The sequence below is a fragment of the Pseudoalteromonas holothuriae genome, assembly GCF_945859825.1.
GTDB classification, from domain to species: Bacteria; Pseudomonadota; Gammaproteobacteria; order Enterobacterales; family Alteromonadaceae; genus Pseudoalteromonas; species Pseudoalteromonas holothuriae.
Genome location: NZ_CAMAPC010000009.1, coordinates 24,088 through 44,803, shown reverse-complemented (window position 1 = coordinate 44,803; position 20,716 = coordinate 24,088). Strand labels below are relative to the sequence as shown.

Annotated in this window: 17 protein-coding genes; 8 read left to right on the top strand and 9 right to left on the bottom strand. The window is 40.3% G+C overall.

Features of this window, described 5'->3' with window-relative positions; genetic code table 11:
- Positions 1-233: 233 nt before the first annotated feature.
- A complete protein-coding gene (locus tag OCI93_RS12585) occupies positions 234-1,025 on the bottom strand; it encodes an isocitrate lyase/PEP mutase family protein (protein WP_261626532.1) in 792 nt (263 codons plus the stop codon).
- A 178-nt stretch (positions 1,026-1,203) separates the two neighbouring features.
- On the opposite strand from OCI93_RS12585, the gene OCI93_RS12580 reads away from it, so the two are divergent.
- Complete coding sequence (locus tag OCI93_RS12580) at positions 1,204-1,971, top strand: EAL domain-containing protein (RefSeq protein ID WP_261626531.1); 768 nt, start codon at positions 1,204-1,206, stop codon at positions 1,969-1,971.
- 79 nt (positions 1,972-2,050) lie between these two features.
- Here OCI93_RS12580 and mnmE read toward each other — a convergent pair whose 3' ends face one another.
- Positions 2,051-3,415, bottom strand: a complete 1,365-nt coding sequence (mnmE, locus tag OCI93_RS12575; RefSeq protein ID WP_261594169.1) for a tRNA uridine-5-carboxymethylaminomethyl(34) synthesis GTPase MnmE — start codon at positions 3,413-3,415, stop codon at positions 2,051-2,053.
- A 184-nt stretch (positions 3,416-3,599) separates the two neighbouring features.
- Here mnmE and OCI93_RS12570 point away from each other — a divergent pair, with 184 nt between their 5' ends.
- A complete protein-coding gene (locus OCI93_RS12570; RefSeq protein ID WP_261626530.1) occupies positions 3,600-5,843 on the top strand; it encodes a winged helix-turn-helix domain-containing protein in 2,244 nt (747 codons plus the stop codon).
- Here the strand turns inward: OCI93_RS12570 and OCI93_RS12565 are convergent.
- From OCI93_RS12565 to rpmH, 7 genes are all read right to left on the bottom strand, one after another.
- Entirely contained in the window at positions 5,819-6,616 is a 798-nt protein-coding gene (locus OCI93_RS12565; RefSeq protein ID WP_261594167.1) for a thioredoxin family protein, read from the bottom strand. The two genes, OCI93_RS12570 and OCI93_RS12565, sit on opposite strands and share 25 nt — an antisense overlap.
- Entirely contained in the window at positions 6,609-7,082 is a 474-nt protein-coding gene (locus OCI93_RS12560; RefSeq protein WP_261626529.1) for a TlpA disulfide reductase family protein, read from the bottom strand. Before OCI93_RS12560 ends, OCI93_RS12565 begins: the two co-directional genes overlap by 8 nt.
- Positions 7,083-7,104: 22 nt before the next feature.
- On the bottom strand, positions 7,105-7,800 hold the full coding sequence (locus OCI93_RS12555) for a cytochrome c biogenesis protein CcdA (protein WP_261594165.1): 696 nt from the start codon (positions 7,798-7,800) through the stop codon (positions 7,105-7,107).
- A 212-nt stretch (positions 7,801-8,012) separates the two neighbouring features.
- A complete protein-coding gene (gene yidC / locus OCI93_RS12550; RefSeq protein ID WP_261626528.1) occupies positions 8,013-9,647 on the bottom strand; it encodes a membrane protein insertase YidC in 1,635 nt (544 codons plus the stop codon).
- 8 nt (positions 9,648-9,655) lie between these two features.
- A complete protein-coding gene (gene yidD / locus OCI93_RS12545; protein WP_261594163.1) occupies positions 9,656-9,949 on the bottom strand; it encodes a membrane protein insertion efficiency factor YidD in 294 nt (97 codons plus the stop codon).
- A gap of 58 nt (positions 9,950-10,007) precedes the next feature.
- A complete protein-coding gene (rnpA, locus tag OCI93_RS12540; RefSeq protein ID WP_261594162.1) occupies positions 10,008-10,469 on the bottom strand; it encodes a ribonuclease P protein component in 462 nt (153 codons plus the stop codon).
- A gap of 5 nt (positions 10,470-10,474) precedes the next feature.
- Positions 10,475-10,609 (bottom strand): 50S ribosomal protein L34, encoded by a 135-nt coding sequence (gene rpmH, locus OCI93_RS12535; RefSeq protein WP_004335215.1) that lies wholly within the window; start codon positions 10,607-10,609, stop codon positions 10,475-10,477.
- Between the two features lie 557 nt (positions 10,610-11,166).
- Between rpmH and dnaA the strand changes: the two genes are divergently transcribed.
- The 6 genes from dnaA (at position 11,167) to glyS (ending at position 20,494) form a co-directional block, all read left to right on the top strand.
- On the top strand, positions 11,167-12,558 hold the full coding sequence (gene dnaA, locus OCI93_RS12530) for a chromosomal replication initiator protein DnaA (RefSeq protein WP_261594161.1): 1,392 nt from the start codon (positions 11,167-11,169) through the stop codon (positions 12,556-12,558).
- A gap of 14 nt (positions 12,559-12,572) precedes the next feature.
- Complete coding sequence (dnaN, locus tag OCI93_RS12525) at positions 12,573-13,676, top strand: DNA polymerase III subunit beta (RefSeq protein ID WP_261594160.1); 1,104 nt, start codon at positions 12,573-12,575, stop codon at positions 13,674-13,676.
- A 1-nt stretch (position 13,677) separates the two neighbouring features.
- Positions 13,678-14,766: a DNA replication/repair protein RecF gene (gene recF, locus OCI93_RS12520; RefSeq protein WP_261626527.1), complete on the top strand. Its 1,089-nt coding sequence runs from the start codon at positions 13,678-13,680 to the stop codon at positions 14,764-14,766.
- 12 nt (positions 14,767-14,778) lie between these two features.
- Entirely contained in the window at positions 14,779-17,202 is a 2,424-nt protein-coding gene (gene gyrB / locus OCI93_RS12515) for a DNA topoisomerase (ATP-hydrolyzing) subunit B (RefSeq protein WP_261594158.1), read from the top strand.
- Positions 17,203-17,519: 317 nt separating this feature from the next.
- A complete protein-coding gene (glyQ, locus tag OCI93_RS12510) occupies positions 17,520-18,419 on the top strand; it encodes a glycine--tRNA ligase subunit alpha (RefSeq protein WP_261594157.1) in 900 nt (299 codons plus the stop codon).
- A gap of 2 nt (positions 18,420-18,421) precedes the next feature.
- Positions 18,422-20,494 carry a glycine--tRNA ligase subunit beta gene (gene glyS, locus OCI93_RS12505; RefSeq protein WP_261594156.1) on the top strand — a complete coding sequence of 691 codons (2,073 nt, stop codon included), beginning with the start codon at positions 18,422-18,424 and terminating at the stop codon, positions 20,492-20,494.
- The last annotated feature ends 222 nt before the right edge of the window (positions 20,495-20,716 follow it).

Genomic DNA, 20,716 nt, shown 5'->3' with positions numbered 1-20,716 from the left:
TAAAAGTGGCTATGTGGACAGTCTGAGTGTGTATAAACTTTAAGTTGATAAATATGATCACGTTTTTAGATCTATTTAATTTGATCTATATAAGAAAACAATCTAAAAAAAGTATAAAAAAGATCGTTTCTCAAGGTTTGTTTATAAGAGATCGCTTACTTAAAGTGCTTTTTAACTTTATTTATATAAGATGCGTGTCAATTTTCGGCACTAAAAAAGCACTGTTAAGCGTTTTAAAATGGCAACTGGAGCGGTTGATGTTGAAATAGCGCACTATGATCTTGGTCATTGAGTGCAGCAACTGTCATTTTTTGTATTAAATCTATACAGTTATCTGACAGAGTATTACCAAAAGATAGCCGTTTTACGCCCCAATTATGCAATTGTTCGTTGTGGTTACAATACGGTAATGCCAATATATTTAATGGAATATGGAGTTGCCGACTTAGTACTTTTATATCGTTTCTGTTAATGATACCGGGTACAAATACACCATCGACTCCGCTATTTTCATAGGCTTTTGCGCGAGAAAGAGTGTCTGTAAAATGACGAACAGGTGATAAGTGTGTATCGATACGCGCATTTATAAATACCTGTGAGAAACCAGCGCTGTGTAAAGTGCGTTTGATAGCCCTCAAAATTTCACTTTGTTGGTCCAGATCACGTAATTGGCCGGTTACTTTGGAGCTATCTTCAATGTTAATGCCCACAGCACCTAGCTCTACGATAGCTAAAACATGCTCACAGATGGCTTGGATGTCATCAGAAAACCCTGATTCGATATCAACGCTTACACCGATGTCTACCGCATTAATGATCTGTTTGGTTTGCATTAAAAAAGTATTAAAAGCACATGATTCACCATCATTTTGTGTTCGTTCATTAGCCATTCCCCGGCTAGTTGTCCCAATTGCTTGGCAACCTCCTTGCTGTAGTAATACTGCAGAGAGTGGGTCCCATGCATTAAGTAATTTAAATAGTGTTGTTTGACTGTGAAGCTGATGAAAGTGATGGTATTTATTCATAGTTACGAGTTCCTTATAATTGTTTAACGACAATATAAAGAGCCGTTTGTATGTGTGCTGGCTGTAATTGGAACTGAACCATAACCATATAGCTCAATAGTAGAAAGGGTCAGCAAGGTTGCGCTTGTCATTTATTAGCGCTAGGCTTGTTTTTAGACACATAAACCAAGGATAAAAAATGGCCGAGCAATCAATAAGCTGCAAGCGTTCTAGTTGCAGTAATTGTGATAATGCAGATTCGCTTGGATTTGATTTTACCATGGCATTTCAGCCAATTATCGATGCTGAAAAACAACAGGTATTTGGCTATGAAGCGTTAGTTAGGGGTATAAATAATGAATCTGCTTGGTCTGTTATATCGCAAATCAATAACGATAATAGATATACCTTTGATCAACTATGCCGAGTTAAAGCCATTGCCCTTGCTGCAAAACTAGACATAAAGAGCTACCTCAGCATTAACTTTTTACCTAATGCTATTTATAAACCCGAGCGTTGTATTCGCACCACATTAGAAGCTGCAAATAAGTATAACTTTCCAACCAATCGCATTATGTTTGAATTTACTGAAGTTGAAAAAGTTGAAGATTCTCAACATGTTAAACTGGTCGTAAAATATTATCAGTCATTGGGTTTTTTAACTGCTACTGATGACTTTGGTGCTGGCTATTCGGGGCTAAATTTATTAGCGGATTTTCAAACCAATATCGTTAAATTAGACATGGCACTGGTGAGAAATATTGATAAAGATAGTGTACGCCAAGTGATTGTTAAAAATTGCTTGAATATGTTTAATGAACTCAACATTACCGCTTTGGCAGAAGGCATTGAAACGTTAGGAGAATATCAATGGCTACGCGATGCGGGAATCGTCTTAATGCAGGGCTATTTGTTTGCCAAACCCGGATTTGAATGCTTGCCTGAGGTAGATTTTTCGACTCTTTAGCTGCAATACACCGAAAAATATATCAGTGCCAGTTTAATGCGAGGCTGGACAGCCTCGCATGTAAGTTGAATTAACTTTATTATTTACCGATACAAAACGAGCTAAAGATTTTACCCAATAAATCATCTGAACTAAATTCACCTGTGATCTCATTAAGGTGTTGTTGAGTGAGACGCAACTCTTCTGCCAAAATTTCACCGGCCATGTGCATCTCTAATTGGGTCTGACCAATGTCTAAATGTTCAGCGGCGCGCGCTAGTGCATCTAGATGACGGCGACGGGCCATAAAGCCGCCTTCAGTAGCACCTTGAAAACCAATACATGCCTTAAGGTGCTCTCTAAGTAAATCAATACCTTGAGTATCTTTGGCACTTAAGCGAATAAGCGTATGTTCATCAGCGTTATCAATCCCGACAGTTTCACCGCTTAAGTCTACTTTATTGCGGATCACGGTAATATCCATACCTTGCGGTAGCTTGTTAATAAAATCGGGCCAGATTTTGGTGGGATCAGTTTCTTGGGTGTCTGTACCATCAACCATAAATAGTACGTGATCAGCTTGGCGAATTTCATCCCATGCACGTTCAATGCCTATTTGTTCTACTTTATCAGGGCTTTCTCGTAACCCAGCAGTGTCGATAATATGTAACGGCATGCCATCTATATGAATGTGCTCACGTAGTACATCACGCGTAGTACCTGCAATATCGGTAACAATAGCCGCTTCTCGACCAGCTAATGCATTGAGTAAACTTGATTTACCTGCATTAGGGCGACCTGCTATTACTACCCGCATACCTTCACGTATAATACTGCCTTGTTTGGCTTGTTTACGTACCTCAGCCAATTGTTCAATAATGGTATTTAAGTCACCACTGACTTTACCATCAGATAAAAAGTCGATTTCTTCATCGGGAAAGTCAATGGCGGCTTCTACATACATACGTAGGTGAATAACTTTTTCAACCAGTGTATTAATATGCTTTGAAAAGTCACCTTGTAGTGAGTGCAGGGCACTTTTTGCAGCTTGCTCACTGGTAGCGTTAATTAAATCAGCAATAGCTTCTGCTTGTGTTAAATCCATTTTATCGTTGATAAACGCGCGCTCAGAAAATTCCCCAGGTTGCGCTAAACGGACCTTTTCTATTTGGCAAATTTCTTTTAGCAACATGTCAATCACCACTGGACCACCGTGGCCTTGCAGCTCTAATACATCTTCACCTGTAAATGAGTTTGGGCCTTGGAAAAATAGCGCAATACCTTGGTCGAGCTGTTCACCTTGTAAGGTATTAAATGATAAATATTCGGCATAACGGGTTTTTGGGCATTTTCCCACTATTTGCTCTGCCACGTTGCGTGCTAGAGTGCCTGAAACGCGAATAATACCTACACCGCCACGCCCTGGAGCGGTAGCTTGTGCGACTATGGTGTCTTGTGAATTCATGGTGATATAAGATTTGCAGTTATTATTGAGCAAATTGTACAGCAAAGCGACAGGCTCAGCCATGCGCTAAGGTTGTTTATCTTTATACTATGTACTGTGTTGGTGTGCAAACATGACAGCAGAGCTCGGTTTTTGTATATTAGTGGGTAGGATAAACCCTGATTAGCCAAGGAATGCCACGTTAGTGTATCAATTCAAGCAGTTTCAATTTAACCCCCAGTTAGAGACACTGAAATGGGATGATCAAAGCCGTATATTACGGCCAAAAGTTGCCCAGCTATTGGCTTTTTTTTTAGCAAACCCGAATCAGTTGCTTACCAGAGAACATCTTCTCAGTAGTCTTTGGCTACATGGTGAATATCGAGATGCGGCGTTGACACAAAGTATTCAAGAATTAAGAAAGATATTGTGCGATAACGCGCAGCAACCAGAGTTTATTAAAACGGTGCCGCAAAAAGGCTATATGTGGGTTGCCCCAGTAAAAAGTGTGCTATTGCCTGCGGAACAAAATAACACTAAGTTTTGGAAAATAAAATATAGTCTGTTGGTATTGGGTTTTATTTCGGTGATCGGGATTGCAATTGGGTCGGTGTATTACACTAAGCAGCAAGCACCAATAGCATCTTCTGAGCAGCAGTTACCGCGATTATTGGTTGCATCAGTTGAAAATTTAACCGGGCAAACGCAACTGGATTGGTGGGGATATGCTTTGCAGCAGCAGCTTAAACAAGCCGCTCATCCGTATTTTTCGGTACTCGATGAAGTTAGTTTTTCTGATCAATCTTTGCTTGATGTGATGCGTCATAATGCAGATATCGGTTTTAGCGCCAAGCTTACTCAACAGCAGCAGCGTTATGTTCTACATTATCAAATTAACCGTCGTGAACAACCACCACAAAAAGGCCAGCTGATAAGTGAAGACTTACATACACCTATTAATGAAATTGTAAATCAATTGGTGGCTATTTTAAGTGGCCACACCGAATCGGTATGGACTGAGTCAGTCTCTGATGTTAGACAATCGCGACAAAATTACTTAGCGGGACTCCATGCGTTAACGTACCAAGGAGTAGGGGCTGCATTACCATATTTTAAGGCAGCTTTGGCGCATGATGAAAATAATCATGCGGCACAGCTTGAACTGGCTAATGGGTTATGGAAAGTAGGAAGCTGGCAAGCGGCGCTGGCGCACTTTGAAAACATTGATAACTTAGAGCCAAATAGTTACTTATTTATTCGTTATCATCTTTACCTTGGCCGCTATTGGTTATATCGAGGAGATTTTGCGCAGGTAGAAGTTTCACTAAAGCATGCCATGGCAACAGCCCAAGCATTAAACCACCAGCGGTTACTCGCACGTAGTTATCAACTTCAGGCGGACTTAGGCTGGTTACAGCTTAATTGGCAAAAACACAGTAAAGCGATGCACAGTGCTAAAGTTTTACTGGGCGCTGGTGCTTTTAGCAATTCGGAGTCGCAGCGTGCTTTTTATCTAGCGAATCCACCTCAAGCGGGGTTAGAGCAAAGTGCAGAGCTAGATATGGTAGATAATTTAAAGGTAGTTACAAAGGCGATCACTTATTATCACCAACAAGGTCAACAGGCGTCATTAATGTTGAGTTATTTTGCATTAGGGCAGAATTACTTGGCAACCCTGTCTGTACGAGAAGATGCACTAGCTCAGGCATTGGATATGGCGATACAACAAAATAATCAGTACATTAAAAATAGTATTTTATTGTATATGGCATTTTATGCTATTCAGCTGCACCAAGGGGAGCGTGCATTAGCCTACTTGGCTAGGCTCTCGCTTGATGAACAAGCTAATGCGCAATTGTTAGTACAACAGCAGTTTTTAAATGCGATGGCTAATATGGATATTGCTCTGAGTTCAACCATGGTTGAACAAGAGGCTTGGCATCGAGCAACTACTGCCTTTGAACTTTTATTATTGAGGTCGCAGCTTGACCCAATAACACGTGCAAATACACAGCTTATGCTTGCGTGGTTATTGATTGCTAAGCAAGACTACGCACGAGCACTGAAGTTAATTACGGCAGCTCGTTTAGCATATAAACAATATGAATTAACCGATAGCCGTGCTTTTACACGTTATACGCAAATGTATATACAAGTTGCGCAAAGTAATTACCTGCATGCCATTGCAATGATGGGTGTTGAGCCCGAACAAAAGCTTGAGGCCCTTTATGGTAGTTATGCATATGCTCAGTTAGGGCAGACTGATAAAGCCTTTACTTTACTTCGTAACACTAAGCGACAATTTAGCCGACAGTGGCAACCGCAAGACGAGGCATTAGCTGATAAAATAGCGATTAGGCTGAATAATGGCGGTGGCAGATCGTTAACTCTAGCACAATTGCCGCCACCATATAGTGTGTATTGTCAGTCTGAATGGGTGTTGGAGTAGGGTGCTAGTAAACGTTTACTGGGTGCCGACGCGCCTCGATATAGTACCTCATTGTTTTTATCGAGTAACAACCAGTAAGGTAAACTAGTGATATTAAAGCGTCTAAACAGTGCATTATATGTATCAAGTAATACGGGGTGCTTTACATTGAAACGTTGTTGATAGGCTTTTAAATCAGCCAATGATATGTAAAACGGTTTGATCACGGTGAGTTTTTGTATTGTATTTAGTGGTGCAATACTATTGTGTATCTCGGCTTTTTGCTCGCAATGGGGTAAATGCCGAGCAGGGCACAATGCATCAGCAAATAATATTAACTGTTTTGTTAAGCTGGCATTGCTAAAGTTATGTGGTTTAGAGTCTAAATCGTATAATTGTAGATGCTGTGCTTTTATTTCTATGTGCTCTTTTGGGGGCATACTTGGTGGTTCACTTAATCGCTGTTTATCTACGACTTTCCCTTGTTCGATACGGATAATAGTGGGGGTATTACGCACACCAAAGCGCATCCCCAATGTATTTTCTTTATCAATTTTCAGCGATTTATATTGTGGGTAAGCAGTCACGAATTTGGCAATATCAGCAGGCGTTACATTCATATCTGGTTGTAGAAATTGCCTTGGATAATCACTCGTTGGCAACGTATTTAGCTGAGCATATTCACTCCAAATATCGATAAATACCAGCTCTTTGGTGTTATTTAACTGAACTTGTAAGGCAAAAACAGTGTGGTTATACAAACATAGTAGTAACAATAGCATAGCTTTAGTCATGATTGTTCTCCTTGGGTAAATAAGCCGATAGTGCGCTGTTTAGTTCATCATTTATTAATGCAGTGCGGTAGATTTCTTGTCCTTGCTCATCAAGCAAAATATGAGTGGGGGTACCAATGACGTTAAATTTTTTACTCAAGCTGCCATCATGATCAAAGGCTGTGGTAGTGTGATAGTCGTGCTTGTCTAAAAACCGCTTTACCAGCTCTGGCGATTGGTTTAACCCTATATTCACTGATACCACATTCAATTTTGCTGATCGGGTTTTAAATGTTTGCTCTAGATGTGGCATTTCTTCAATACAGTAGCGACACCAAGTTGCCCAAAACTTTAAATAGGTTACTTTACCTAAGGTGCTAATCTTCTCGCCTTGTAGCGTGGTTGTTTGTATTTGTAGCGGTTCAGCTTGGCAGCTCAGATTGTATAGACCAATTAGCAAAGCTATGAGTGGGTAGTGAAGTTTCATCGTTCTCTCCTGATATAAATAGTTAAAAGTAAATACTTTGTCCGGCCTTAATGAGGTAAAACTGTGCCACCAGCACCAGCATTATGGCGAATAAATTAGGGGCTAAGGTGAGCCATTTACCTGATTTTGGTAAGTGCTTAAGTAAGTGACTCGATACGCCAATAGCGAACAGCAAAGCGCTCATACCCAAGGCGAAAGAAAATAATAACCCTGCACCTAGCCAAGCTTGTTGTTGTTCGGCTGCAAAGAGTAGAAGCGCTGCTAATACTGGAGATGTACAGGGGGCTGCAACCAAGCCACTGACAGCGCCCATTAAAAAAGTATGATGCTGGTGGTTAGACTGCTCAAAAGGCAGTGAAGGCAATCGTGCCCAGCCTTTGATGACGAGTGCCATATATAAGAGTAAATTTGCAAAGCCAATTTGCAGCCACGGATTACTGGCAACCTGTCCAAATAGCTGACCAGTTAACGCTGCGAGTAACCCTAATGATGCGTATAACAGCGCAAAGCCAAGACAATAATAAGCGGCGTTGCGTATATGCTTTGCTTGGCTGTGACCTTTTGGTGCGAGTGAAGCTACAGTGATTGGAATTAAGGGGTAAACACAAGGTGATAGGCTGGCTAACAGGCCTGCAAAAAAAGCGCCGATTAATAGCCACCAGCTATGATCCATAGATTGTAATTGTGCTAATAAAAAGCCGTTATATTCGTCAAACATACTTAACTTAGAAATAAAAATTAGGAATGACGAGTATTCAAAAAAGTCCGCAGTGGCACCATCAAAAGGGTATAAAATCGAGATAAAAAAACATCAAATGATTGATATATATAGTTTTTAAATGAAGAGTATTTTTGACAGAAGGTGAGTTAGTAGAGGTCAGAGAAATAAAAACGCCCGCAAAGCGGGCGTTCATAAAAAGTGCTAAAAGGTTATCTTACTTTTAAGCCTTTTTTCTCCATACCACGGTAGATAATCAGCATTTGTGCGATAGTGATTAAGTTAGATACTAACCAGTACAACACTAAGCCTGATGGGAATGGGAAAATAATAAAGAAGAAGGTAAACACCAATGGCATATACGTCATCATCTTTTGCTGCATAGGATCTGTGACCGTCATTGGTTGCAGCTTTTGCGTTAGGAACATACTAGCACCAAATAATAATGGCAGCACATAGTATGGGTCTTTTGCAGATAAGTCGGTTAACCACAGCATAAACTCAGCATGGCGTAATTCTGTTGATTCTAAGAATACATAAAATAAAGCCAAGAAAATTGGCATTTGTAATAATAGGGGTAAACAACCACCCATAGGGTTTACTTTTTCTTTGCGATATAGCTCCATAGTTGCTTGACCAAACTTCTGACGGTCATCACCATAGCGCTCTTTTAATGCTTGCATCTTAGGTTGTAGCATACGCATTTTAGCCATTGAGGTGTATTGCGCTTTGGTAAGTGGGTATAAAGCAGATTTAACTAAAATGGTGATTGCAATAATAGCCACACCCCAGTTACCTACAACACCATAGATTAGTTTAAGCAGTACAAACAAAGGCTGCGAAATAAAGAATAACCAACCATAGTCGACTGTTAAGTCTAAGTCAGCATGGATAGCTTCTAGTGCATCATTGTCTTTTGGTCCCATATAATAAGTAGAAGTGATTATGCTGTTGCTACCTGCTGCGATAGTCATCGGTTCGTTCTTAATACCAACAATACCTTGGCCATTACGCAGTAAGGTATAAATGGTGTTATTAGTCGTTTGATTTGGCACCCAAGCACTTACAAAATAGTGCTGGATAAAGGCAATGTAGCCTCCTTGGGTACTTTTATTTAGCTTTGCATCGCTCATATCATCAAAGCTGTATTTTTCATACGGCTCTTCTGATGTACCATAAGCCGCACCTAAATAAGTTTGATCTACCATACTGCCTTTATTTTCAATAGTGCGCTTTACTTGAGTATATAGCTGTACTTGAATAGGGTCAGTTGAGGTATTGTTTACATCATACTCTAGCGCAACATCGTATTTGCCAGCTTTAAATACATACGTTTTAGTAAAGGTAACCCCTTTGTTATCAACAAAGGTCAGTGGTACGCGCAGCTCATCACCATTTAATGTATAAGCAGTTTGTGCACTTTGATAAACAGGACGGCCATCACGAGAAGCATCAGGTCCATTTTGGCCAATCAAACCACTTTGTGAAATGTACTGTTTGTTTTTAAATTCGCCCAGTAATAAGTAAGGTTCCTCGCTGCCGTGGGTTTCAGCATGCTGGAGAAGTTTAGCCTCAACAATATCACCGCCCTTAGTATCAATTTTTACTTCAAACACATCTGTGATCACTGATACGGTTGAACGAATGGCCTTAGTTGCTGCAACAGGCACGTCTCCTTGGGTTGAAGCCGGGACGTCATCCGATACAGGGGGTGATGAAGGGGTGGTCACTTGCGTGGTGGCACTGGTATCGACTATTGGTTGGTTGTAAGTATTGTTCCATTCTTGAAACAACAAATACGATACAAGCAATAAACCGATAAATAAAAACGTGCGTTGTGATTCCATAACAGCTCTTATTTCTCGTGTTGGTGTTTAACTTGGGTTGATTTATCAGGCACGGGATCACTCCCACCTGCGCTTAAAGGGTGACATTTTAATATGCGTTTAACCGCTAACCAACACCCTTTTCGCAATCCATGACAATTAATTGCCTCAATTGCATAACTAGAGCAGGTTGGGTTAAATCGACAGTGTGGGCCCAACATAGGGCTAATAAAGCGTTGATAAACCTTAATGATAAAAACTAAGGCAGTTTTTGGTAACGCAATTAATTGTGTATACCAACACTGAAACACTTTATTTGTCATTGCCACATTAACTATGTTCAAAAGGTGAGCTAAAGATACCTTAAATACCGTTTTAAAGCTATGAACTGGGGGGATTATCGCGCTTTTGCTGTTTATTTGCAGGCGATTTATTTGCTTTGGTATTGTTTGCTGGACGCTTTTTGAACGGTTTAGGTTTTGGTGCACCAGGTTTACAACGCTCATTGATTTTTCGCCACAGTTTATCAAGTTGCTTAGTTAGCTCTTCATTACTTTGTTCGGCAATACCACTTTTAACCATTAAAACAATATCAATGTTATCAAGTTGGTGTTGGCTTAAACGAAAACTTTCGCGAGCAAGTCGTTTAATGCGATTACGTTGACAGGCGAGTTTGCAGCGTTTTTTAGCCACAGTTAAGCCTAGACGAGTACGTCCAACATCATTAGGTTTTGCAAGTAAAGTAAAAAAAGGAGTTGCTGCGCGAGCAGGTTCTTGAAATATTCGAGAGTAATGCGAGGGAGTTAACAGACGTAACTCCCTGCCAAAGCTAAAGCTTTCCACTTATATTAAGCAGAAAGTACTTTGCGGCCTTTAGCACGACGACGTGCTAGTACTTTACGGCCATTTACAGTTGCCATGCGAGCACGAAAGCCGTGAGCACGTTTGCGTTTAAGAACGCTAGGTTGAAAAGTTCTTTTCATAACATTTCCGTCCGATCGGTTAAGTTTAAAACATCCTATGCAGGTCGCGATCCTGGCACAGGTGCCATTGCGAGCGCGAGATAGTAATGCCGACAGGCCCTAAAGTCAATCATAATCTTACGCGCTGGTGGTTTTTTACTCTGCACGCACAAATAAGCCTGTTAGTTAGGGTTGCCACTATTATATAGCAAGATCTTGCAACTCACCTAACAGATCGTGATCGATCTGATCTAATTGAAGTTTTCCACAGGCCTTGGGCGAAATATGGCACAAAGCTATGGAAAACTAAAATAGATCGTAAATTACAGGTGAGATCTTGATGGATTTTTGCTATGATCTACTTCTTGGATCTAAAATAAAATTGATATAAAAACAATAGCTTGTATTTTTTTATCAACAAGATCCTCATTTTTAAAAAAGTCAATATTGATGTTGTGGATAAGATCACTTCATAATACTCGGCTTCCACGAATAATTTTATGATAATAAACGGTAATTCCTGATTATATTGATGCCTTTAAGGTGTCCGGGAATATTAACTGCTTTTGGAGTTCAGAGTGTATCTGTCGGTTTGGCAAAGTTGTTTATATGTATTGCAAGATGAATTACCATCACAGCAATTTAGTATGTGGGTTAGACCACTACAGGCAGAAAGTACCGAAGATACCTTAACGATTTATGCGCCTAATCGTTTTGTATTAGACTGGGTCCGTGAGAAGTATCTTAATCGTATTAACGAGTTACTGATAGAAATTTGTGGTAATGAAGCGCCAGAGTTGCGCTTTGATGTGGGTAGTAAGCCTATTTTAGGGCAAGCAGTATCTAGTGATAAGCCTGCACAAGTGCAAACTGCAGTACATCATGCAGGTCATGCCCCTACGCAGCCTAGAGCACCTGAAAAGGTAGAGCCTGCGCCAAAATCAGCTTATAAACCGAATATCAAAGAAAATTACACATTTGATAGTTTTGTTGAGGGTAAATCTAACCAGCTTGCAAAAGCGGCTGCAACACAAGTTGCTGATAACCCCGGCTCAGCATTTAACCCTGTTTTTATATATGGTGGTACGGGTTTGGGTAAAACCCACCTTTTGCATGCGGTCGGCAACGGTATTTTAGATAAAAAGCCTGATGCAAAGATTGTTTATATGCATTCAGAGCGCTTTGTGCAAGACATGGTAAAGGCATTACAAAATAATGCTATTGAAGAGTTCAAGCGCTATTACCGAAGCGTGGATGCATTGATGATTGATGACATTCAATTCTTTGCTAATAAAGAACGCTCGCAAGAAGAGTTTTTTCATACCTTTAATGCTTTGTTAGAGGGAAATCAACAAATTATTTTAACTTCGGACCGTTATCCTAAAGAGATAGAAGGTGTTGAAGACAGATTAAAATCACGTTTTGGTTGGGGGCTAACCATTGCGATTGAGCCACCAGAGCTTGAGACACGTGTTGCCATATTAATGAAAAAGGCGCAGCAGAGTAATATTAATTTACCACATGAAGTGGCATTTTTTATAGCTAAAAAATTGCGATCTAACGTGCGGGAACTTGAAGGTGCACTCAATCGAGTGATCGCCAATGCCAATTTTACTGGTCGCCCAATTTCGATTGATTTTGTTAAAGAAGCGCTACGTGATTTATTGGCATTACAAGATAAGCTGGTTACGATTGATAATATTCAACGTACCGTTGCAGAATATTATCGTATTCGAGTTTCTGACTTATTATCTAAACGGCGTAGCCGCTCTGTTGCCAGGCCTCGTCAGGTTGCAATGGCATTATCAAAAGAACTGACTAACCATAGTTTGCCAGAAATAGGCGATGCGTTTGGTGGTAGAGACCACACCACAGTCTTACATGCTTGCCGTAAAGTAAAATCACTTCGTGATGAGTCTCACGAAGTAAAAGAAGATTATCAAAACCTGATCAGAACATTGTCATCCTAAGGGCTGTTTAAGTTATGCAAATTACCATTTCAAGAGAGCTGTTTTTAAAACCGCTTATGCAAGTGTCTGGCGCAATAGAGCGTAAGCACACGCTTCCTATTTTATCTAATGTTTTGTTAGAGATAAAAGATGGCACCTTGGCAATGACAGGTACTGACTTAGAAATTGAGTTGGTTGCAACGATTAACTTAGAGCAACCGTGCAGTGATGCTAAAATTACTTTGCCTGCGAAAAAGTTACTCGATATTTGTAAGAGCTTACCCGATGGTAGTGAGCTAAAACTTGAAAGCCAAGAACATCAATTACTGTTAACCAGTGGTAAGAGTCGCTTTTCACTAACAACTTTAGCAGCTGAAGACTTTCCTAACCTGGAACAATGGGATGGTGAAGTTGAATTTCAGTGCTCTCGTTTAGAACTTAGAAAGTTATTAGAAAGTACGCATTTTTCGATGGCGAATCAAGATGTGCGTTATTACCTCAATGGCATGTCGTTTGAAGTTGATAATAGTGAAATAAAAACGGTTGCAACTGATGGTCACCGCTTAGCTATTGCACAAAAAACGTTGAGTGCATCTGTAAATACCCAACGTCAATTAATCATTCCAAGAAAAGGTGTGCAAGAGATTATGCGCTTGTTGCCTGCTGATGATGAAAGCGTGACGATTCAATTTGGGGCGAATCATGTTCGCTTGATTGATACAGAGTTTACTTTTACCAGTAAATTAGTTGATGGTCGCTTTCCTGATTACCGCCGCGTACTACCTCGAGGTGGGGATAAGTTAGTACATGCAAATCGTGAGTGGTTGCGCAATGCATTTCAACGGGTTTCAATTTTATCGAACGAAAAGTTCAGAGGTGTACGTTTAAACTTATCCAATGGCTTTTTAAAGATCAGCGCGAATAACCCTGAGCAAGAGCAAGCTGAAGAAGTCGTTGAAGTAGGTTATCAAGGAGATGATTTAGAAATTGGTTTTAACGTCTCTTATGTGCTAGATGTGTTGAACACATTGAAAACTGAAGATGTACAATTTACTTTGCTTGATTCAAACAGCAGTGCTTTAATTGAAGGTGTTGGTGACGAAGAGGCAACTTATGTTGTAATGCCAATGCGTTTGTAATATGAGCTTAACGCATTTAAGTCTCGGTGATTTTCGTAACATCGAGACGCTGGCTTTTGAACCCAACCCCGACATCAATATTATTTATGGGGCTAATGGCAGTGGTAAAACATCATTACTTGAAGCTATCTATTTTCTATCTCACGGTAAATCTTTTCGTACTAACAAGCATAAAATCCTGATCCGCCATGAACAAGCTCACTGTATTGTTCATGCTAAAAAACAAATACATAACTTGTCTATACCTGTTGGCATTAGTAAAAATAATAGTGGTGAGACAAAGCTTAAGATCCAAGGTCAATCCAGTAGGAAAATTTCTGAATTAGCACAACTTATTCCCGTTCAAGTAATTACACCAGAGAGCTACGAATTATTTTTTGGTGGGCCAAAGGAGCGACGTAAGTTTTTAGATTTAGGAGTGTTCCACGTGGAACATGCTTTTTTTAATACATGGCGAAACTTTAATAAAATACTTAAGCAACGTAACGCTCTTCTTAAATCAAGGCCTGTAAATTATGCTGAGCAGGTTCAATATTGGGACAAGGAGTTTGTTAGCCTTGCTGAACAAATAAATAACTACAGAAAAGCGTATATAAGTAGGTTTGAGGCGCTATTTTTTGATAAAATGGTACGTCAAATACCCGTGTTTTCTGGGTTAGAATTACGTTATGATGCAGGATGGAAAGATTGTCTAGCAACACAACTGAAGCAACAATTTGAACGCGACACCAAGCTTGGCTATACAAGTCGAGGACCTCATAAAGCTGACTTTAGTTTTTATAGTAAAGGTTATGGTGTGGAAAATATTTTGTCTCGTGGTCAGCTTAAATTACTTTTGTATGCACTTAAAGTGACTCAAAATAATTTGATAGCATCACAGACAGATAAGCAGTCAATACTGCTTATTGATGACTTACCTTCAGAGTTAGGTGAAGAAACGATGCAGAGTGTTTCTGCTTTATTGGCACAATGTCAGTCACAACTGTTCATTACAGCCATCACCGCTGAAAGTATTTCTGCTGTTGTGGAACCGATGCAAAGAGCATGTAGTATGTTCCACGTGAAACATGGCAGCTTAATAACAAAATAATTGGAAGAAACCATGTCTGAAAATTACGATTCGTCCAGTATTAAAGTACTGAAAGGATTGGATGCAGTTAGAAAGCGTCCAGGAATGTATATAGGGGATACCGATGATGGGACTGGTCTACATCATATGGTATTCGAAGTTGTTGATAACTCAATCGATGAAGCATTAGCTGGCCACTGTGACGATATCTTTGTCACAATTCATACCGATGGCTCTGTTTCTGTACGCGATAATGGGCGTGGTATTCCTACTTCAATTCATGAAGAAGAAGGTGTCTCTGCAGCAGAAGTTATCATGACTGTTTTACACGCGGGTGGTAAGTTTGATGACAACTCTTATAAAGTATCAGGTGGTCTACACGGTGTAGGTGTATCGGTTGTAAACGCACTTTCTGAAAAACTACAATTAACAATTCGCCGTGAAGGCAAAGTGCATCAACAAAAATACTCTATGGGTGTGCCGGATGCGCCATTGGCAGCAATTGGAGAATCAGATACTACGGGTACTGAACTTCGTTTTTGGCCAAGTGGTGAAACATTCACAGACTTGAACTTCCATTACGATATTCTAGCTAAGCGATTAAGAGAATTATCATTTTTGAACTCGGGTGTGAGCATCATTTTAAATGATGAACGAGAAGAGAATAAGCAAGACCACTTTAAATATGAAGGTGGTATTCAAGCATTCGTAGAGTACTTAAACCGTAAGAAAACACCTGTACATCAAAGTGTATTCCACTTTACTACGGAACGTGAAGATGGGATCAGTGTTGAAGTGTCAATGCAGTGGAATGATGGTTTCCAAGAAAATATTTACTGCTTCACAAATAATATTCCTCAACGTGATGGCGGTACACACTTAGCTGGTTTCCGTGCTGCGCTAACGCGTACATTGAACACTTACATGGAAAAAGAAGGGTTCAATAAAAAAGCAAAAACAACCAGTAATGCGACAGGTGATGATGCCCGTGAAGGTTTGACTGCCGTTGTTAGTGTTAAAGTACCTGACCCGAAATTCTCTTCACAAACCAAAGATAAATTGGTTTCAAGTGAAGTTAAATCGGCCGTTGAACAAGCAATGGCTGAGAAGCTTACTGAGTATTTACTTGAGCACCCTGCGGATGCCAAAACGGTTGTCGGTAAAATAATTGATGCAGCACGTGCTCGAGAAGCTGCTCGTAAAGCACGTGAAATGACTCGCCGCAAAGGTGCAATGGATTTAGCCGGTTTACCGGGTAAATTGGCTGATTGCCAAGAGCGAGACCCAGCTCAATCTGAACTATATATAGTGGAGGGTGACTCAGCTGGCGGTTCTGCTAAGCAGGGTCGTAATCGTAAAAACCAAGCAATCTTACCGCTCAAAGGTAAAATTCTAAATGTTGAAAAAGCACGCTTCGATAAAATGTTATCATCACAAGAAGTTGCTACGCTCATTACTGCACTTGGTTGTGGTATTGGTCGTGATGAATATAACCCAGAAAAACTACGCTATCATCGTATCATTATTATGACCGATGCGGACGTCGATGGCTCTCACATTCGTACTTTGCTATTGACCTTCTTCTATCGCCAAATGCCTGAAATCATCGAGCGTGGTTATGTTTATATTGCTCAGCCACCATTGTATAAAGTGAAAAAAGGTAAGCAAGAGCAATACATTAAAGATGATGCCGCATTGACTGTTTACCTTACCGCTTTAGCATTGAATAATGCGGCACTGTACCCAAGTGAAGGGGCTGCTGCGGTTGAAGGGGATGCTTTAGCTGAAATCGTTAATGACTATCAAAATACCGTTAAAATTATTGAGCGACTTAACCGTAAATATCCAGCTTCAGTGACGAATCGTTTAATTTATCAGGCTGAACTCACAGAATCTGACTTATCTGATCAAGAAAAAGTAAAAGCATGGACAGATGCATTGATTAATGACTTAGTTGATTGCGATGAAGATGCCACTATTTTTAGCTCAGATGTTAGCTTTGATGATGAGCGTCGTATGTACTATCCGGTGGTGAAAATACGCCAGCACGGTGTTGATAAGGCTTATACATTAGATTATAACTTTATTACTTCTAAAGATTATGTTCGTATTGCGCATACGGGTAAGAATATCAGTAACTTGTTTAATGAGGGTGGCTATATCCAACGTGGAGAAAAAACCTATCCAGTTGATAACTTTGTAGATGCACTTGAATGGTTGATTGGTGAATCAAAACGTGGCTTGTATACACAACGTTATAAAGGATTGGGTGAGATGAACCCAAGTCAACTTTGGGAAACTACCATGGACCCATCAGCACGAAGAATGCTAAAAGTTACCATTGAAGATGCGATTGCTACTGACCAACTATTTGCAACGCTTATGGGTGACCAAGTTGAACCGCGTCGTGAGTTTATTGAAACTAATGCATTACGCGTTGTTAATCTAGACGTATAAAGCAGATTATTAATATTAAAAAAGCAGCGATTAGCTGCTTTTTTATTTTCAGCACAAAAAATCACTTATAAAGTGAGTGAGCTAAATTCATTAGTAGATTTTAATAATGAAGTCTTAAAGTTTCCTACGCTCTAATCAATAAAAACAGTGTAAAAGAGGTGTATTTAATGGCTTTTTTGCACTTTAGCGCTTAAAACGTGACACTGCTCGCGGTATACTGAGCATAATTTTCAATCATTATTTATTCCTTGCTGGCGCGTATTTACATATCGCCTGTAGTAAGGGCAATAAAGATCCTAATTATAATTAAGCCAACTATGCAAAAATATGACGTAAAAACCTTTCAAGGGTTGATCCTGGCTTTACAGGATTATTGGGCACAGCAAGGTTGTGTAATTGCACAGCCTTTAGATATGGAAGTTGGAGCAGGGACATTTCACCCTCTGACATTCTTAAAGTCGATTGGTCCAGAACCAATGTCGAGTGCGTATGTTCAACCATGTCGTCGCCCTACAGATGGTCGCTACGGCGAAAACCCTAACCGCTTGCAGCAGTACTACCAGTTTCAAGTTGTTCTTAAGCCATCACCAGAGAATATTCAAGAGCTTTACCTTGGCTCTTTGGCGGCTATGGGTATTGATACCTTAACGCATGAAGTGCGTTTTGTTGAAGATAACTGGGAATCGCCAACTCTGGGTGCTTGGGGTTTGGGCTGGGAAGTGTGGCTTAATGGCATGGAGATAACGCAGTTTACCTACTTTCAGCAGGTTGGTGGCTTAGAGTGTGCGCCAGTAACCGGTGAGATCACCTATGGACTAGAACGTTTAGCCATGTATATACAAGGTGTAGATAGTATCTATGACTTAATATGGACGGATGGTCCTATGGGACGGGTGACATACGGTGACGTGTTCCATCAAAACGAAGTAGAGCAATCGACTTACAACTTCGAGCATGCTGATGTAGATGCATTATTTTTGCAGTTTGACCAATGCGAAAAAGAAAGCCAAAAGCTAATAGAGGCCAGCTTACCTCTTCCAGCCTATGAGCAAGTAATGAAAGCATCACATGCCTTTAATTTACTCGATGCGCGACATGCTATCTCAGTAACTGAACGCCAGCGCTATATTTTACGTGTACGTGCATTATCTAAAGCTTGTGCACAGGCATATTATGATGCTCGTGAAGCCCTTGGTTTCCCGCTTTGTAAGGATTAAGCATGTTGACTGAAAACCTATTAGTAGAAATTGGTACTGAAGAGTTACCACCAAAAGCTTTACGAAAACTTGCTGAGGCATTTGCCGATAATATGGCTAATGAGCTTGCGGGTTTAGAATTGAGTTATCAAGCCATTAAATGGTATGCCTCGCCACGTCGTTTAGGGTTAACGGTAAAGGCGCTTGAAACACAGCAGCAAGATAAAGTTGTTGAAAAAAGAGGCCCCGCAACGAAAGCTGCATTTGACGCAGATGGCAACCCGACCAAAGCGGCTCAGGGTTGGGCGCGTGGTTGTGGTATTGAGGTATCTCAAGCACAAACCTTAGAAACAGATAAAGGTGCATGGTTGATGCATCGCGCTACGGTTAAAGGTCAGCAAGCAAGTGAACTACTTGGCGAAGTGATAAATAAGGCTTTGGCAAAATTACCTATTCCTAAGCCAATGCGCTGGGGTGCAAATAAAACACAATTTATTCGCCCAGTTCACACCGTGGCGGCATTACTTGGCAGCCTGCAGATTTCAGGTGAGGTGTTAGGCAAACAGATCGGCAACCAACTGCAAGGTCATCGCTTTCATCATCCAGAGCGTGTTACTGTAGCACATGCTGATGAAGTGTTTGAGGTGCTAAAAGGTGCCTATGTTATTGCTGATTACGAAGTACGTAAGCAACTAATTAGAGAACAAATTGAAGCCGCTGCAGCAAAAGTAAATGCAAAAGTTGCCATGGATGAAGACTTACTTGAAGAGGTAACTTCATTGGTTGAATGGCCTGTGACGTTAACGGCATCATTTGAAGAAGCGTTTTTGGACGTGCCAGATGAAGCGCTTATTTACACAATGAAAGACGACCAAAAATACTTTCCATTGCTGGATGAAAAAGGCAACTTGATCAACAAGTTTTTGTTTGTTTCTAACATTGAAAGTAAAGATCCAAGCGTGGTTATCTCTGGTAACGAAAAAGTTGTACGCCCTCGTTTAGCGGATGCACAGTTCTTCTTTGAAACAGATAAGAAGAAAACGCTGGAAAGTCGTTTAGCATCACTAGAGTCGGTACTATTCCAAAAGCAACTGGGTACACTCAAAGACAAATCTGAGCGTATTGCGGCATTGGCAGGTTACATTGCTGAGCAAGTTGGTGCAGATAAAGTGTTGGCTGAGCGTGCAGGTTTACTCAGTAAAACCGATTTGATGACTGAAATGGTAATGGAGTTTACTGATGTACAGGGTGTAATGGGGATGCATTATGCACGCATCGATGGTGAAGCTGAAGATGTGGCATTGGCACAAAATGAGCAGTATATGCCACGTTTTGCTGGTGATGACTTACCTTCAAATCCAATTAGCTATGCAGTTGCACTGGCTGATAAGTTTGATTCCTTAGTCGGCATTTTTGGTATTGGCCAAGCGCCAAAAGGCGATAAAGACCCATTTGCTTTACGTCGTGCAGCGATCGGTGCATTACGTATTATGGTTGAAAAAAAGCTAGCATTGGATATCAATGATATTGTTGCTAAAGCGCAAAGTTTATTTGCTGATAAGATCAGTAATGACAAGGTCGCTGATGATGTACTGGAGTTTATGCTTGGTCGTTTTCGAGCTTGGTATCAAGATGAAGGTATTAGCGTTGACGTTATTCAAGCGGTGCTTGCTCGTCGTCCAACTTCACCGGTAGATTTTGATCGTCGCGTAAAAGCGGTGAGTCACTTCCGCTCGTTACCACAAGCAGATGCATTAGCTGCAGCAAATAAACGTGTTAATAATATTCTTGCTAAGAACAATGTCACATCTGATGACTCACAAGTTAATCAAGCATTATTAAGCGAAGAGGCTGAAAAGGTATTGGCGGAGCAGGTTGCTCAGCTAAGCGCTGAATTAGCGCCAATCTATGCCAAAGGTGACTATCAGCAAGCACTAACACGATTGGCTAGTTTACGAGATGCAGTTGATAGTTTCTTTGATAATGTAATGGTAATGGCTGATGACGAAGCGGTGAAACAAAATCGTTTAGCATTATTAAGTCAACTCAGTAGTTTGTTTTTGAATACGGCTGATATTTCAGTATTACAGAAATAATTAAAACTCGATGTAATAAAGCCAGCATCATGCTGGCTTTTTTTGTTTAGCTAAGCGACTTATTAACTACGTTAAAAATTACTCAAGTAGAATAATTACATACCGTAATTTTTGCTTAGCTACTAAGCCATTTATCTATCGAAATTGGTATTATTTATTTCATCTGGAATTTGGTATAAGTGATTTATGGCAGGCCAATAAGGTTTATTGCGTAAGCAAGTA